The organism is Candidatus Omnitrophota bacterium (genome assembly GCA_013791745.1).
In the GTDB taxonomy this organism is placed as follows: domain Bacteria; phylum CG03; class CG03; order CG03; family CG03; genus CG03.
Map to the genome: position 1 here is coordinate 11,623 of VMTH01000073.1, position 15,611 is coordinate 27,233.

The 15,611-nt window shown below is 50.5% G+C and carries 16 protein-coding genes and 1 pseudogene; all 17 read right to left on the minus strand.

Features of this window, described 5'->3' with window-relative positions; translation table 11 throughout:
• Window positions 1-54 precede the first annotated feature (54 nt).
• Window positions 55-825: a response regulator gene (locus FP827_03345; GenBank protein ID MBA3052109.1), complete on the minus strand. Its 771-nt coding sequence runs from the start codon at window positions 823-825 to the stop codon at window positions 55-57.
• Window positions 825-2,225: a LysM peptidoglycan-binding domain-containing protein gene (locus tag FP827_03350; protein ID MBA3052110.1), complete on the minus strand. Its 1,401-nt coding sequence runs from the start codon at window positions 2,223-2,225 to the stop codon at window positions 825-827. Before FP827_03350 ends, FP827_03345 begins: the two co-directional genes overlap by 1 nt.
• Window positions 2,212-4,506, minus strand: a complete 2,295-nt coding sequence (locus FP827_03355; protein ID MBA3052111.1) for a HAMP domain-containing protein — start codon at window positions 4,504-4,506, stop codon at window positions 2,212-2,214. Before FP827_03355 ends, FP827_03350 begins: the two co-directional genes overlap by 14 nt.
• Window positions 4,422-5,120, minus strand: coding sequence for an rRNA (cytidine-2'-O-)-methyltransferase (locus FP827_03360; protein ID MBA3052112.1), 699 nt, complete (start codon window positions 5,118-5,120; stop codon window positions 4,422-4,424). Before FP827_03360 ends, FP827_03355 begins: the two co-directional genes overlap by 85 nt.
• Window positions 5,113-6,294 (minus strand): HD domain-containing protein, encoded by a 1,182-nt coding sequence (locus FP827_03365; GenBank protein ID MBA3052113.1) that lies wholly within the window; start codon window positions 6,292-6,294, stop codon window positions 5,113-5,115. Before FP827_03365 ends, FP827_03360 begins: the two co-directional genes overlap by 8 nt.
• Window positions 6,295-6,368: 74 nt before the next feature.
• Window positions 6,369-6,989 carry a V-type ATP synthase subunit D gene (locus FP827_03370; protein MBA3052114.1) on the minus strand — a complete coding sequence of 207 codons (621 nt, stop codon included), beginning with the start codon at window positions 6,987-6,989 and terminating at the stop codon, window positions 6,369-6,371.
• Between the two features lie 3 nt (window positions 6,990-6,992).
• Window positions 6,993-8,369 carry a V-type ATP synthase subunit B gene (locus FP827_03375; GenBank protein MBA3052115.1) on the minus strand — a complete coding sequence of 459 codons (1,377 nt, stop codon included), beginning with the start codon at window positions 8,367-8,369 and terminating at the stop codon, window positions 6,993-6,995.
• Window positions 8,366-10,117 carry a V-type ATP synthase subunit A gene (locus FP827_03380; protein ID MBA3052116.1) on the minus strand — a complete coding sequence of 584 codons (1,752 nt, stop codon included), beginning with the start codon at window positions 10,115-10,117 and terminating at the stop codon, window positions 8,366-8,368. Before FP827_03380 ends, FP827_03375 begins: the two co-directional genes overlap by 4 nt.
• Before the next feature lie 19 nt (window positions 10,118-10,136).
• Window positions 10,137-10,439, minus strand: a complete 303-nt coding sequence (locus tag FP827_03385) for a hypothetical protein (protein MBA3052117.1) — start codon at window positions 10,437-10,439, stop codon at window positions 10,137-10,139.
• Window positions 10,429-10,965, minus strand: a complete 537-nt coding sequence (locus tag FP827_03390; protein ID MBA3052118.1) for a hypothetical protein — start codon at window positions 10,963-10,965, stop codon at window positions 10,429-10,431. Before FP827_03390 ends, FP827_03385 begins: the two co-directional genes overlap by 11 nt.
• Entirely contained in the window at window positions 10,958-11,509 is a 552-nt protein-coding gene (locus FP827_03395) for a hypothetical protein (GenBank protein ID MBA3052119.1), read from the minus strand. The genes FP827_03390 and FP827_03395 overlap by 8 nt, the downstream gene beginning before the upstream one ends.
• Before the next feature lies 1 nt (window position 11,510).
• Window positions 11,511-11,984: a V-type ATP synthase subunit K gene (locus FP827_03400; GenBank protein ID MBA3052120.1), complete on the minus strand. Its 474-nt coding sequence runs from the start codon at window positions 11,982-11,984 to the stop codon at window positions 11,511-11,513.
• 37 nt (window positions 11,985-12,021) lie between these two features.
• Window positions 12,022-13,986: a hypothetical protein gene (locus FP827_03405; protein MBA3052121.1), complete on the minus strand. Its 1,965-nt coding sequence runs from the start codon at window positions 13,984-13,986 to the stop codon at window positions 12,022-12,024.
• Entirely contained in the window at window positions 13,983-14,312 is a 330-nt protein-coding gene (locus FP827_03410) for a hypothetical protein (protein MBA3052122.1), read from the minus strand. The genes FP827_03405 and FP827_03410 overlap by 4 nt, the downstream gene beginning before the upstream one ends.
• Window positions 14,299-14,577, minus strand: coding sequence for a hypothetical protein (locus FP827_03415; protein ID MBA3052123.1), 279 nt, complete (start codon window positions 14,575-14,577; stop codon window positions 14,299-14,301). The genes FP827_03410 and FP827_03415 overlap by 14 nt, the downstream gene beginning before the upstream one ends.
• 21 nt (window positions 14,578-14,598) lie before the next feature.
• A complete protein-coding gene (locus FP827_03420; protein ID MBA3052124.1) occupies window positions 14,599-14,871 on the minus strand; it encodes a BMC domain-containing protein in 273 nt (90 codons plus the stop codon).
• A 76-nt stretch (window positions 14,872-14,947) separates the two neighbouring features.
• Window positions 14,948-15,598: pseudogene (deoC, locus tag FP827_03425) on the minus strand (deoxyribose-phosphate aldolase).
• Window positions 15,599-15,611: the final 13 nt, after the last annotated feature.

Here is a 15,611-nt window from a genome sequence, read left to right on the forward strand (position 1 = left end):
CTCACGGTTGCGATTATACTATTTTATTGCCCCGCCATACAAGGGCAAATCGGGTCAATCCAGCACAAAAAACTTTTTCACCGCATTAAAAAGGCCCTCTTTGCTGAAAGGCTTAAGCAAAAATTCCGTCGGCCCTTCCGGACGGTGCATTTCATATATTTCCTTATCCTTCACATAGCCGGATGCGAATATCACGGGGATTTCCTCAAACCCTTCCTTCTCTCTTATGCCGCGCACCGCTTTCCAGCCGGAGATACCGGGCATTATGACATCTGTTATTATCAGATCCGGGCGGAACGCGGGGGCTTTTTCTTCCAGCTCCATACCGTCGGCGGCCTCCTCTATCTCATAAGCCTTAAGCATCACCCCGAGCAGTTTCCTTATGGCGGCCTCATCGTCAGCGATGAGTATCTTCCTGAGCTTTTTCCGTTCCGGCGCGACCTCGTTTTTTTTCAGCGCCGGATATGTGCCCGCCAGTTCTTTCATCTTTTCCAGCATAACATCCGGCAGCGGGGGCACGGCTCCGGGCGAGGACAAAAAGCGCACGCGGGATATTTCATGCTCTCCCGTCATATTGTCGGGCAGGAGCACCAGCACCGGGACATCAAATTCCTCCGTGAGCTTTCTGCACATATCATAAATATTGATCCCCTTACTGCCGGCGAGCAGATAATTGATGATACATATGTGGGGCTTATCCTCTTTTATGAGCATCAGCAGAATATCAAAATTCCTGGCCTCCCTGATACTGCAGTCGTAATTTCGCCAGAGCAGTTTAACGGCGAACCTTCTGTCTATGTCCTCATCAGCGAGAATTACTTTCATCAATTCTGCGACCCTCCAAAAATTTTCTGCAAGAACCCTGGTTGTTTTTTGACCCGCACTACGCGCCGCAGCATTTTCCTTGTGTTGCCGAGTCTGTCCTGAAAAACTATCTCCATCTCATGCGGCCCCATGGGAAGATACACAATCTGGGAAAACGAACCGTCGTCGCCGAGGTCCACCAGCGCCGTGTCTATGGAAAGTTTTGATATGTCGCGGCTGGCGGAGCCCCGCACCTCGATGAATTCGTCATCGATTTTCAAATTAGCCGGCGGATAGAGTATGATCACGCTCATTTCTCTGGCCGCGCGGTTGAGCTCAAACCCCTTCACTTTTGAATATCTGGCGGAATCCCCTCCGGCATATTCCACGCGGTAATAATACTTACCGTCGGCGAGCTTGCTGATCTCCTTCTGCACGTCAAGCGGCTTCAGCTTCAGGATGATCTGCGAAAAATATTCATCCAGCGCGATCTCCACAGCACTTATTTTATTCCGGATCTTATCGCGCTTCGTCACCTCCTGGACAAAATTATCGGCCTCGGGGTTAAACACACCTACCGTCTCGATATCGGCGACACTGATCTGAAAATCTGCCGGAAGCGTTATGTCGTCTTTGAGAGCTTTTAACCGCTCGGCGTCAGGCAGTGTTATTTCAGCGGGCGCCATCGGAAGATCCCCGAACTTAATGTTTGAGGAAAAACCCTTACCCAGCTCGATTTTCCCTTTACCGTCGGGTGAGGCGACATCGACCTTTCCCTCGAACACCTCTATATTGGTGCTCTTGTCATCGCCGACCACGGCCCTGTAAAGCCCTTCCTCCTGCGGCGTTAAAACCGCCGAAGGCGTCTGCACCTTGGTTTTTTTAAAGAACACTTCGCCCTTGAGAAGATTCACTTCCTGATCCAGCTCCCTCGGTTTTATAATGACAAGGCTGTTGGGAGACACTCTTGTCACCTCTTTTGTCGGAAAAAGCACTTTGGCGTGAGAATTCGCGAAAGTGCGGAGTGTGTCTTCGTAGAATATTTTCTGATTGAGCGCGGCGTCCCTGAAAAGCGCCTCTCCCCGGGCGCGAAAACTGACCTGCTCGATTTTTTCTATAAGAAAAGCCGCCCGCATGGATTTTTTTATTTCCTTCACCGGCACAAGAAGCTTATCCCCCGCATGAATAACATCGGGGTCTCCCGAAGCTATCACATTATATTTGAGGAGTTCCGGCCATCTGTCGGGGTCTTTAAGATACAACTTCGCTATGGCGTGGAGAGTGTCCCCGGGAATCACTCTTATCATCTGAAGGCCGCTATCTTCGCTGTCGTCATCTGCGGCAGCCGCAGGCATCACACCGCTCGCGGCAAAGACCGCTAACAAACACGCCGCTTTTTTAAGAGATTTAAAGCGTCTCACTTTTCCTGCGCACTTCGCCGTTTTCTTTTATCAGATCTTTGGGTATATAAAAACTGAATTCCGAACCTTTGCCAAAAACGGATTTCGCGCCGATTGAGCCCAAATGCGCTTCCACAATGTACTTGCACACCGTCAGGCCAAGGCCCGTGCCTGTTTTTTTCAAAGCGGTGTCTGCGACCTGATGGAATTTTTCGAAGACACGGTTGACCTCGCCCTCGGGAATTCCTTTACCCGTGTCTTTAACCGACACGGTTAAAACCCCCCCTGAGGGAGCATCGTCCGCGATATCCACTGTCACGGAACCTCCGGGCGGCGTAAACTTCATGGCGTTCGACACAAGATTGGTTATCACTCTTTCTACCAGATTTTCATCAATGTTGATCTTATCCGGGGCCTTGGCGCATTGGAAACTGAGATTTATCTTAAGGCTTTTCGCCTGGGGATAGAAGAAATCAACAATTGTTGAGGCTATTTTTGACAGATCCGCATCCTTGAGATTTAGAACCATTTTTCCGGCCTCAAGCTTTGACACATCTAAAAGATTGTTGATCATTCCCAGAAGTTTTTCGCTGGATTCATCCATGATTTTCAGAAAACTCTCCTGCTCCTCATTGATTTCTCCGGCGCTGCCGTCCAGCAGAAGTTCCAGAAAGCCCCTGATGGAAGTCATCGGGCTCCTGAGGTCATGTGTTATTGAATGCAGAAAGTTTTCTTTCATTTTAGCCAGCTCTTTCTCAAGCGTCACATCGCGCAGCGTTATAATACTGCCCAGGTTGATCTTATCCCTTGTTAGAACGGAATATCTGCTCACCTCATAAAATTTCGGCATATCCTCATGCGACATATCTATTTCTGATTTCGGATTTTCTTCTTCGGAATTCAAAAGCTCAGAAATAATTTCCGATGCGATTTCAGCAGGGGGAAAGACATCAGCGGATCTTCTTACGGCCGCCGCCAGATCTTCGCCGGGAGAAAATTCCAGCATATTGAGAATAGCCCTGCTCTTCTCATTGGCCATAAGTATCTTCCCCTTATGATCTATCATTATCAGCCCGTCTTTGATGGAGTACACCAGGGCGTCCAGTTTGTCGGCCTGCATCCTGTCATACTTTTGAAGCTCATCCATCATCTGGTTGAATATTTCCGCCAGCGCCCCTATTTCGTCACCGCTGTCAACCTTAACCCTCGTGCTGAAATCCCTGGCAGCCACACGCTGCGCGCCGCCGCTCAATTCCATTATCGGGCGGGATATGCTTTTTGCCAGAGCAAAGGCTACCCAGAAAGCCGCGAGAGATATGACAAATATCTGCGTGTAGGTCTGTTTGATCAGCTGACGGCTGGTTGTTTTGATCTCGTTTTTCACCATTCCCACCTGCGCGTAGGCGGTCGTTTTTGTCTGCCAGACCACCACGCCCCACCCGAGGCGACTCACGGGGCTTATCGAACCTATCATGGGAATGTTTTTTATGCCGTTGAAATCACCCTTACTGAGCGGCGAACGGGAAGTTAAAAATTCGCTTATCAGCGGGATAAAAGAAATATCTCTTTTTTCGTCCATCTTGGCCAAATCCGGATGAAGGATTATCCGCCCGGAAGACGAGACGATAAAAACATCTTCTCCTATTTGCGATGGTGTTCCCTTGATTTTGCCAAGTATTGATTCAAGGCTGATGGCAATATACAGATATTCCCCTCCCGGGCAGCGGTATATAAAATCTATCACGGGCGAATCCTCGACGAAATACACCTCGCCAAAGGCGAATTTCGGTTTACCCCCGGCAAGTTTAGCGACAGAATCCGCTCTGTATTCCCAGTTATCCGGTATTTTCATACGGACTTTTCCGGGGCTTGCCAAAAGGGCCAGGGAGAGAAACTCTCTGCCTGTGTTATACTCCGTGATCATGATCCTTCTGCGCTGTTCGGCGCTCACATCCTTAGCGGATATGTTTTCGGCTATCCGGGGCACGTTGCGGAGCAAACCGGAGAAATAATCGTCGATCGATCCGGCCATCCATTCCGAAAGGCGGTTCTGCTTATCCAGAATCGCCGTTTCAAGAGAATTCGAAGAGATTTTTTCCACATTACCCGAAAGTTTCGTGTTTATTATAATAGCCCGCAGACCCATAAAAAACAGGGGTATGACGCTGATAAAGATCATCACGAGGAAAAATTTCCTGAAAAAACCTGATTTGCGTTTCATTTTATTTCTTCGCCCGCTTCCAGGCCTTCCTGCGGGTTCAGAACAAGAGTGAATTCGCCGAGTTTTTTCGACGACGCCCATGCGCTGAAGGAATCCGCGTCATCAAAAAGCACGTACTCTTCAAATTTTTTTGTCATCTCGCGTCCCGCGAAAACAGAAGTGCGCGGAAAATATTCTTTTAAAATCCTCGCCACACGCTCTATATTTCTTTTTGTCGCGAAAGCCACGACGGGAATACCGAGCGTGAAATATTTTTTAAGAACCGCGGCGGCGGCCGAAAAACCGCGCGGAAGAAAACCCGCGAAAACATATTCTTTGATCTTAAACGGGCAAACGCTCAAACATGCCCCCGGCGCGTGCGGCCCGGGAATAGGGAAAACTGGGATACCGCGCATCATCGCCTCTCTGACGATCAGATGCCCGGGATCAGAAACGCCGGGCGTTCCGGCGGAAGAGACCAGCACACACATATCCCTGGCTTCCACGGCCCTAAAAACAGAACTCATCCTGCCTTCGTTGTCAGATGGATAGTTTATCAGCGGCTTGCCTTTTATGCCGAGAGCGAAAAGAAGTTTTTTGGTTTTCTCGGAACTTTCGCAGATAATAGCGTCAGATCTTTTCAGAAGCTCGCTCGCGCGAACGGTGATATCACCGAGATTGCCTATCGGTGTGGCTATGACATTCAGCTCATTCATAAAAAGAGAGGGTAGGCATTTTACGCGTTTTCTTTTTGAGCATCTTCAGGAATTCTTTGACAACATCGGGATCGAACTGTGATCCGCTGGCGCGCGTAAGTTCAGCGGCCGCTTGTGGTTTTGTCAGAGGATCCCTGTACGCTCTTTCGGAAATCATGGCGTCCCACGCGTCGCAGACCGCGACAATCCTCGCGCCCAGGGGGATCTGAGCCCCGGACAAGCCCATGGGATAACCTTCACCGTTAAACCACTCGTGATGAAACGCTATTATCGGCACAAAAATATTGAAAAATTCCACCCTGTCCACGATCTCGCTGCCTATGCGCGGATGGCTCTGGATTATTTTTCTTTCAACGGCATTGAGCGCCCGGGGCTTCAGCAGTACATTGTCCTGTATCCCTATTTTTCCTATATCATGTATCAACGCGGCTCGTTTTATGAGCTGGTGCCTCTCTTCAGGCAGGCCCATGCGTTTTGCCAGCTCCGAAGATAGTTCCGCTACCCTTCTGGAATGGCCTCTTGTGGACGGCATCCTTTCATCCAGCATTTTCGCCAGCGTCGCGATGGTGTCCATATAAGCTTTTTCTATACTGCGCAGAAGACGCCTGTTCTCTATTGTCATCGCCGCCTCATCCGCTATCAGCGTCAGGATTTTCATACCCTCCGCCGTGAAAGGCTCACGGGTTTTTCTGTTGTTCACATTGAGCACACCCACAACACGGCCTTTCACCTTGAGCGGCACGGCCACAAAACTTTTAGAAGAATATTTGACCCTGCTCTTTTTCTTGAATCGCTCGTCGGCCTCAATATCTTCGCAGAAAATGGGCTTTCTGCTCTGAAAAACTTTGCCCGCGATGCCTTCTCCCGGTTTAAGAGAACTGGTTTTAATAACTTTTTGGGGCAGGCCGCGCGCCGCCACTATTGTCAATTTCATGGCCTTATCGTCAAAAAGCATCAGCGAGCCTATGTGGGTGTTCATAATATCGGTGGCTTTCTTCACTATGAGATCATAAAGTTCCTGATCACGGTTGACCGTGTATGTCAGAACATTATACTCATGAAGGCCCTCAATGACTTTCAATAACTCGTTGAAGCGGTTAGGATCGATGGGCGCCGCCGTCGGGATAACTTTCGCCTCAGATGATGATAATGATGATAATTCTGTTTTTTTCATCAATGGCTCCTGACGGATTGGCTCGCTCCGCTCGCAATTGCTGCGGAGTCAAGCAATATACCTTCGGCATCTTGCTAATGACTCCTGACAATTTCTTTGATTTTCATAAGACGCACGGTGTTGGCCCTTTCCATCTCCTCAAGTTTGAAATTAATATACTTAACGGTTTCGGTGATATTGGGTATCATTATATATTCCAGCGCATTCACCCGCCGCCTTGTTGAGGCGATCTCAATACAAAGCGCCTGTATTTCAAAAAGAAGGGCCCCTGCGGCGATAATATCCGGAAGCAGCGCGGCGGCCTTTTCCACCGCCTTATCCCAGTAAACAACGCTCTCGGCGGATTTGTAAGTTATAGCTTTACCCGAATATTTCACATGAAAATCCGGCACCCTCAAATTGAAAATATTTTTCACGCCGGCCTCAAGAAAGAGCCTGGCCCCGGAAAGCGACGCCAGATGCGACGTTTTTTCCCCGGAAAGAAAAGCGTTACCCGCTATGGCCAGAGACAGGATTTCCCTCATATTCTCATTGCATTTCCTGTAAAGTTTGAAAAAAACATCTTTTTTTTCCAGGAAGATCCTCATCAGCTCATCCTGCTTGTCCTTGAGCATTTTCCAGCCGCGGCGGGCGAGGACAAGGGACTTCTTCAGTCGCTGCATCTCCATGCGCGTGGGATTTACGTTAAGCCTCATGTATTAATCGGTCCCGGCCTTCATGTATTTTTTAATTTGTTCTTCCTTCACCCTCTTGAGTTCTTTGCGGGGAATTTTTTTCAAAAGCTCCCAGCCCAGATCAAGTGTCGTGGCAAGATCCCGTGATTCATTCACAGACTGAGCCACAAAGCGCTGTTCAAATTCATCAGCAAAGGCGGCGAACTTCACATCATCTTCGGTCAGCGACGCCTCGCCGAGAATCAGGGCCAGTTCCTTGGCCTCTTTCCCTCGCGCGTAACTCGCGAACAGCTGCGCCGTCACATTACCGTGGTCCTCGCGGGTCTTACCCTCGCCTATGCCTTTCTCCTTGAGCCTTGACAGCGACGGGAGAACATCTATGGGCGGATATATCCCTTTTTTGTTCAGTACCCTGGATATTATCACCTGTCCCTCGGTGATGTATCCCGTCAGATCAGGTATGGGATGGGTCTTATCGTCTTCCGGCATCGTCAGGATAGGGATCTGCGTTATAGAACCCTTCTTGCCTTTTATTCTCCCCGCCCTCTCAAAGATAGACGCCAGATCCGTGTACATATAGCCGGGATAACCGCGTCTGCCGGGTATCTCTTTTCTCGCCGCAGATATTTCTCTTAAAGCGTCACAGTAATTTGTCATGTCTGTAAGAATCACCAGAACGTGCATATCTTTTTCAAAAGCCAGGTATTCGGCGGCCGTCAGGGCGACTCTCGGCGTGGCTATCCTTTCTATGGCCGGATCGTCCGCGAGGTTTATAAACAGCACGCTCCTCTCAAGCGCGCCGGTTCTGGCGAAATCTTTCTGAAAAAAACGGGCCTCCTCAAAAGTGATGCCCATGGCAGCGAAAACAACAGCAAACTTCTCATCCTTACCCACGACCCGGGCCTGTCTGGCTATCTGGGCCGCCAGTTCGTTGTGAGGCAGGCCGGAGGCCGAAAATATAGGAAGTTTCTGTCCCCTGACAAGAGTTGTCATGGCGTCGATGGCCGACACCCCCGTCTCGATAAATTCCTCCGGATAATCTCTCGCGTAAGGATTTATAGGGAAGCCGTCTATGTCGAGTTTTTTGTCGGGGATGATCTCGCCGCCGTCGTCAATAACCTTGCCGACACCGTTAAAAACCCTTCCAAGGATCTCAGCGGACACGCCGAAATGAAGCGTCTCCCCCAGAAAAGACACCCCGGAACCGTTTATATTTATTCCTTCCGTACCCTCAAAAAGCTGTATCAGGGCGCTGTCCCTGGATATATCCAGCACCTTTCCCATGCGGCGGGAACCGTCCTCAAGGCGGATATTCGCCACCTCCGAATAACCGACGCCCGTCACGCCGTCAACCCTGATGAGCGGCCCCTGTATGCTCCTGATACTTCTATATTCTTTCATTCTTCCTTCCCTCCGCCTGCGCCCTGAAGCGCGGCAAAATTTTCTTTAAGGATTTTTTCCACCTCGGGTAATTCCGACTCATCCATTATCTTCATCCTGGCTATTTTTTCCTTGCAGGGAATATCTATGATCTGCTTTATCGGCACGCCTTTTTTCACGGCCTTTTCGGCGCGTTCATGAAACATCATGATTATCCCCAGCATCTTGAACTGTTTGCTGACAGCGGTATAGGCGTCCTGCTCGTCAAAAGCGTGCTGATGCAGAAAATCCTCTCTTATGATCTTGGCGGTTTCAAGAGTCAGCCTGTCCTCGTCGGAGATCGATTCCACTCCTACAAGACGGACAATTTCCTGGAGGCTCGATTCCTCCTGCAGGATTTTCAGAGCTTGTTTTCTCATCGCGGGAAACTCTTTCATGTTGTTTTTCTCATAAAAATCCGTGATATCGTCTATGTACAGCGAATAGGAATTCAGCCAGTTGATCGCCGGAAAATGCCTCTGATAAGCCAGTGACGATTCCAGGCTCCAGAACACCTTCACCATCCGCAGCGTCGCCTGCACCACGGGGTCGGAAAGATCGCCGCCGGGGGGTGAAACAGCTCCGACCACTGACACGGAACCCGTCCTGGGAGGCGTGCCCACCTCCACTACTCCGCTTCTCTCGTAAAAACCGGCGATCCTTGAAGTCAGATATGCCGGATAACCTTCTTCGCCCGGCATCTCTTCCAGCCGGCCGGACATTTCTCTGAGGGCCTCCGCCCAGCGGGAGGTGGAATCGGCCATCACGGCGACATCCATGCCCTGATTGCGGAAATACTCAGCTATCGTAATACCTGTATAAATTGAGGCTTCCCTGGCGGCGACAGGCATGTTTGACGTGTTGGCTATCAGCACCGTTCTCTCAAGAAGAGGCCGTCCGCTTCTCGGATCCAGCAGTTCGGGGAATTCCGTGAGGACATCCGTCATCTCATTGCCTCTTTCCCCGCAGCCGACATAAACCACGACATCAGCGTCAGACCATTTCGCCAGCTGGTGCAGAACAACCGTTTTGCCGCTGCCGAAAGGCCCCGGAATACATCCCGTGCCGCCCTTGGCCACAGGGAAAAAAGAATCTATTACCCTTGTGCCCGTAACGAGCGGCTCCGACGGCAGTATTTTTTTCGTATAGGGCAGGGGCTTGCGCACCGGCCATTTGAACATCATCTGAACCGGAGTCTCTCCCACTTTGCAGATATCGTCCGTCACAAGAAAAGAACCCGCCTTGATTCCCGAAACTTTTCCGGAAACGCCGGGAGGTACCATGATCTTGCTTTCTATAGCCTCTGATTCCTTAACTGTTCCGAGAATCGAGAATTCCTGCACCTGGGTGCCGTTTGCGGCAAGAGGCTTGAATTCCCATTTTTTGTCGCGCGCGAGGCCCGCGGCCCTTACGCCGCGCAGAATGTAATCCCCTGTCTGCTCCCGCACCTTTTCAAGCGGGCGCTGGATGCCGTCGTATATGGACTGTATGAGTCCCGGTCCGAGCTCGACAGTAAGAGGAGAACCCGTCGCCTCGACCGGCTCACCCGGGGCGATGCCCCCTGTCTCCTCATAGACCTGCACGGAAACCACCTCGCCCTGGATCTCTATCACCTCTCCTATGAGTCCCTGTATGCCGACATGCACGACCTCATACATCTTGACGTCATCGAGGCCGACCGCCTGAATAAGGGGCCCGGCCACTCTGATAATTTTTCCTTTTTTATTCATATTTCTGTTCTCCGGTGCGCTATATCTCGACTCCCACAGCAATTTTTACAAGCTCCGCTATTTCCCTTTCTATCTTGTTCTCTTCCCCCGGGAGAGGAAAAACTATATACGGGGCGTCGGGAAAACTCTCCTTGAAATTTTTTTTCAGATCCTCAAAAGCGCTCTGCGAGAATATAAAAAAAGCTCCCTGTGCGGCTTTCATTTTTTCAAACACCTCGGCTTCATCGCCTTTCCATTCCGCCGTCGCGGCTCCGAGCGAGGCGAAAAGGCTGCAGAAAAAATTTTCGCCGCAGGCAAAAACTTTTTTTTCCTCAGGAGACATATTTAAAATCCGCGTCCCTATTCTTGGCCATGAGTATCATCCTCACTATCCTGGCTTGCCACCAGAGCGCCAGCCATATATATTCCAGCACATCATCTCCCTCTATCCGACCCATCAGGCTTTTTCTTTTATCGTCAAGAAATCCATAGAAATCCAGCGGCGCGGGGTAACTGTCCAGCGCCGAGAGAATCTCGCTCCTGGAATTTTCCTCGAGGAACCGCAGAAATCCTGATTCGTCAGAGGTGAAAAAATCCCCGCTTTTTTGCGATATTTCCGAGAAAAGGGCCGAGGTTTCGGCGATATATTTCCCTATGCCGAAATCTTCCTTACCGTTATCTATCAAGCGTCCGAAAGACCTGCTCTTTATAACAGATTCGGCACCGTGAAAATCCCCGGCATTGAAAGCCGCTTTCAGTTCCCGCGGGCTTAAGAGCAGTGTTTCCAGCACGCGGGCTTTCCCCACAGCAAAAACAGCGCCGGAACCGCGTCCGAAAGGAGACTGTTCTAATGTCACACTGTTAAGCACCGGATCCTTCTTCGCTCACTTTTCTGATAGTGGCGGCTTTGAATTTCTGCAGAAATTCATCCCAGTCAAAGCTCATGACTATTTTATTCATGTTGATGATAACGGGACAATCGGTGTTTTTTTTGACCAATTTTATTTTTTTTGAAAAATCCGCGCCCTTAAGCAGGGAGTGCGCTTCGGCGGACACCTCCGCCTCCGGGGCGCCGGACGCGTTTTTCTCTATAAAATCAATCAGTATCTTCTTTTTCAGATCAGAGGAGGCCATCAGTTTTTCCTTAAACGCGTCGTAAACGGCGTTTATCTCGCGAAGATGCGCTTTGCGAAGGATGTTTTTTGACTGTATCCGGCCGCCTGAGATGATCTCATCGTGCAGGAGTCCGGCCGCCCTTTCAGATTCCCCGCGGGCCTCATCCTGCAGCTTGCGCGCGTTAGCTTCAGCGGCGGCGAGACTCTTCTTTTTTTTATCCTCGGCGCTTTTGAGCATCTCATCGAGCTCATCGCTCATGCTCTTTTCTATACTGTCAAGAAGTTCCTGCCAGGCCATTTTAGAGCTGCACCGATAGTACCACCAGGATCGATGTGACAAAACCCAGCAGCGCGTAAGTCTCCACAAGAATGCCGTATATGACCGCGAGTCCGAATTTGCCTTCCTGTTTGGCCACAATACCTATTCCTGAAGCGCAGACCCTGCCCTGATAGATTCCGCTCAAGAGCCCGGCCACTCCCACGGGAATGCAGGCGGCCAGAAGAAGAAGCCCCTGGCTGACAGAGACCGCCGCGGGCGTGCCGCCGCCCAGAAGGCCGAGCTTGAGGATCGCCATAAATCCCACGGCGAAGCCGTAAATGCCCTGCGTTCCGGGAAGAGCCACAAGAATAAATGTCTCACCGAATTTTTCCGGCTTCTCGCTCAAAACTCCGGCGGCGGCCTGACCGGCCGTCGACACTCCGACGGCGGAGCCTATTCCCCCGAGAAACACGGCGATCCCGGCCCCGAATAAAGCAATTGTCAATCCATCCATTTTATTACCTCCCGATAAATTTTCTCAACCATCATAATCACCGTCCTGTCTCTGCGCTCTCAAGCGAAGAGTATTTTACGAAATTTTTCAGCGGTTTAAAATAATGGCCGCCAGTTCTTATAAATTTGGTGAAAAACTCGTAAAACTGCAGCCTCATCGTGTGCACCGTCGCGCCCAGCATGTTGATCACTAGATTACCGGCGTGCAGAAGCACGAAAAAAACAGCCGCAAGCGGAATAGCCCATACGCCCCATGACACCACTATCCAGACGATCTCGTTTATCGCCATAGCCACCAGACCCGTCGTCAATCCCAGAGCAAACAGCCTGATATAGGAAAGAATATCTGAAAACGCGTTGCCCGTGAGTACGGAATAAAGGCCGTAATAACTCCACAGCAGTTTGAAAATGGGGCCTTCCTGCGTTATCAGGTTATATATCACTATGGACGCGGCGCCGGCGCCGAACATGATATGCAGCGTATTCAGCAGCATTGCCCCCGGCGTAAAAATCTTGAGCGCGTAAACCGCCAGCAGCGCCGGCATTGAAATCTGTATCATAATAGCGGCTATATCCTCAAAGAAAAGAGCCCATGTCCTGCCCTGCCTGAAGTCATCAACACATTTCAGAACCATTCCCCACATAACCTGCGCAAAACCGCAGGCAATGGCTATACCCACAAATAAAAGCGCATCATTAACAGGGTCAAACAAAACAAGTTTGTCCGCGGCGATTTTTAAAAAACCGAGGCTCCCGGGGAGACGCGAAAGAAAATCGGGGCCGCACCAGCCGCCCGTGACCGCCCCCGCGACAACCGTGAACAAACCGCCGCCGAGAAATATTTTCAAAATTTTTCTGAGTTCCCGGGGCGTTTTCTTCCATCCCAGCGCCCAGGCGGAGACACCCGCTATAACAAGGCCGTACATGGCGTCCGTCAGGCAGAGCCCGAAAAAGAAAGCGAAAAAAACGGCGGCGTTCGGCGACGGGTCCACCGAGCCGTAGGAAGGCACGCCGTACATGGATGTCAGAAATTCATAAGGCTGGGCGAGGTCATTGTTTTCGAGGCTCACCGGAACATCTTCACCCTTCAGGGGTTTTCTCGATTCGCAGTGAAGATCGGGGAAATTCAAAGCCGTCTCGTTCAAAACATCCCCTGCGATTTTTTCCCTGATCCAGCCCGACAGCACGAACATTTTTCCGGTCTCAAACACCTTCTCCAGTTTTGAGGCCTCTCTTATTTTCACATTTTCATAATAATCATAGATGAGCAGCAACGGTCCCATATACGCGGCCATGCCTTTTTTCTCGTCGTAGAGCATTTCCTCCTCATCTTTGGCGATGATCAGATCTTCTCTGAGTTTTTTCAATTCAGATTCCGGATCCGCAGGGGTATCCATAAACTCAATTCGCGAGGTGAGCGATGCGCTTTGCAAATTTTCGTCAGTCGGCATTTTTCCGGAGGGGAAAAGCAGCATGTATATTTTCTTCTTGGAATCGGAATAAACGCACTCGAGAACGGAATCTGAAAAGCCGGAGAAAAAGCCCTCAAGCTTTGAGGCTTTTTTCGCCGGAAACGAAAAAAGCCGCCAGGATGCCATGGAAAGCCCGGAAAGCGAGGTGAAATCAATCGGCAGTGACAGCACTTTCTCAAGACAGGATATTTTGTCCGACAGTTCGTTTATTCTGCCGCGGTTTTCGGCGAAAGCCTTTTTTAAACCGGGGAATCGCGCGAGGATCTGCTCCGCGTTAAAACCGGGGATTTTTTTCTGACCCTTTACCGAGGCCTCGCCGCCTTCGGCGAGGAACTGTATGAGCTCTTTCAGATCCTCCACTCTCCCTGCGATATCGTAAAAAGAGACGCTGTCCTTATCTGCGCCTGGGCTCGTGATCTCTAAAGGAGTTTCGGCAAGTTCCATCACGCCTTTTTTCTGAAGAAAAGCGAAAACGGAATTAAAACGCCCCGCCGGGCCCGCCAGATAGATCTTTCTGAGAGGAGCGATCAATTTTTAAAGTACCCTTCCAGTTCTTTAAAGAGAGAGGATATCAACTTTTCGCTTTTTTGCCTGAAAATAACAGCCTCTCTTTTAGCCTCTATCTCAGCGTCAAGGAGCATCTGTCTTACCTGTTCCTGCGAACGTTTCCCGCTTTCAGAAAGCATTTTTTCCTTCTCTTCGCCCGCCCTGCGGTCGGCATCGCTCATCAGGCGCTCCTCCTCGGCCGCGGCGGCCTTGAGAATTTTCTCTATTTTTTTCTTCAGCGCGGCTTTTCGCCCGACGAGATCCTTTTCCTTTTCCGCTATCTGAAGGATTTTGCCATTAAGGTCTTTCATATTCCACCTTTACATTCTTCTCATCCATAAGTTCCCGGGCAAGAGGCGTGATTATAGCCCCGCAGGGCACACTCATTACCCTTGAGCCTGTTTTCAGAAATTCCCTGACATCATTCTCTGTAACGAGCCTGACGGAGCCTGCCGCCTTAGGCGACAGGCCTCGCAGATAATCTCCCGCGAAAAAACCCCTCTTGATATTCTTCTCTTTGGGATTTAACTTCAGGAGTTCGTCAAAGATCAGATTCTCCAGACGCTCTTTATCCATTAATCAATCCGGGAAAAATGTTTATTTCGGCAGGATCCCTTCCAGCTGGTCGTCCGGCCTGGGTATTACATGAACGGACACAAGCTCTCCCACTCTCTGGGCGGCCGCGGATCCGGCCTCAACTGCCGCACGGACCGCTCCCACCTCGCCTCTGACGAATGTGGTGACATAACCGCCGCCGATCTTCTCGTATCCTGAAAGTTGTACCTTCGCCGATTTGACCATCGCGTCGGACGCTTCCACCATTCCGATCAGACCCTTCGTTTCAACCATTCCCAATGCCATCTGTGCCATTTTAATCCTCCTGTTTCCGGGGCTTGGTTCTGTCCCCTCCCATACGGGCATTATTATTCAATAACACCGGTATTTTTCAATATCCTTTCGATTCTGTTTTCGCGCCGGTAACGATCGCCACCGAAGCCGAAGCCCCGATGCGCGTGGCGCCGGCGGCTTTAAGCGCCACAACATCGTCCCTGTTGTGAACGCCGCCCGATGCCTTGACTCCCATGGCCGGGCCCACGGTGGAACGCATAAGCTTGATGTCCTCAACCGTAGCGCCTCCCGTTGAAAAACCGGTTGAGGTCTTCACAAAATCAGCCCCGGCTTCCTTCGAAAGTTCGCAGGCCTTGATCTTTTCCTCTTTTGTCAGTAGCGCCGTTTCAATGATGACTTTAAGGACATGCCCTCTTGTTACTTCCCTGACGGCCTTGATATCGTCCAGAGCGAGCTGATAATTACCGCTTTTGAGCGCTCCCACATTTATAACCATGTCTATCTCATCCGCACCGGCGGCGATAGCGTCGCGCGCCTCTATGGCTTTGGTGGTGGATGTCGTCGCACCCAGAGGAAAACCGATGACCGTTGTCACTCCCACATCAGGACCTTTGAGAAGATCCTTCGATAAAGCCACATAACCGGGGTTCACACAAACGGTTGCAAAAAGATATTTTTCAGCCTCTTCGCACAATTTCCCTACCTGTGCCTGGGTGGCAGTGGCTTAAAGGTGCGTGTGATTTATCATCGAGGCGAGGATC

What these genes read in the sequence shown, in the direction of transcription:
- FP827_03415 (MBA3052123.1), bottom strand. Translation starts at nt 14,577, where the DNA reads ATGGATAAAGAGCGTCTGGAGAATCTGATCTTTGACGAACTCCTGAAG.
- FP827_03370 (MBA3052114.1), bottom strand. Translation starts at nt 6,989, where the DNA reads ATGAGGCTTAACGTAAATCCCACGCGCATGGAGATGCAGCGACTGAAG.
- FP827_03380 (MBA3052116.1), bottom strand. Translation starts at nt 10,117, where the DNA reads ATGAATAAAAAAGGAAAAATTATCAGAGTGGCCGGGCCCCTTATTCAG.
- FP827_03400 (MBA3052120.1), bottom strand. Translation starts at nt 11,984, where the DNA reads ATGGATGGATTGACAATTGCTTTATTCGGGGCCGGGATCGCCGTGTTT.
- FP827_03345 (MBA3052109.1), bottom strand. Translation starts at nt 825, where the DNA reads ATGAAAGTAATTCTCGCTGATGAGGACATAGACAGAAGGTTCGCCGTT.
- FP827_03410 (MBA3052122.1), bottom strand. Translation starts at nt 14,312, where the DNA reads ATGAAAGACCTTAATGGCAAAATCCTTCAGATAGCGGAAAAGGAAAAG.
- FP827_03385 (MBA3052117.1), bottom strand. Translation starts at nt 10,439, where the DNA reads ATGTCTCCTGAGGAAAAAAAAGTTTTTGCCTGCGGCGAAAATTTTTTC.
- FP827_03375 (MBA3052115.1), bottom strand. Translation starts at nt 8,369, where the DNA reads ATGAAAGAATATAGAAGTATCAGGAGCATACAGGGGCCGCTCATCAGG.
- FP827_03395 (MBA3052119.1), bottom strand. Translation starts at nt 11,509, where the DNA reads ATGGCCTGGCAGGAACTTCTTGACAGTATAGAAAAGAGCATGAGCGAT.
- FP827_03365 (MBA3052113.1), bottom strand. Translation starts at nt 6,294, where the DNA reads ATGAAAAAAACAGAATTATCATCATTATCATCATCTGAGGCGAAAGTT.
- FP827_03420 (MBA3052124.1), bottom strand. Translation starts at nt 14,871, where the DNA reads ATGGCACAGATGGCATTGGGAATGGTTGAAACGAAGGGTCTGATCGGA.
- FP827_03355 (MBA3052111.1), bottom strand. Translation starts at nt 4,506, where the DNA reads ATGGGCGTCGTCGAAAAAACTCGGCGAATTCACTCTTGTTCTGAACCC.
- FP827_03360 (MBA3052112.1), bottom strand. Translation starts at nt 5,120, where the DNA reads ATGAATGAGCTGAATGTCATAGCCACACCGATAGGCAATCTCGGTGAT.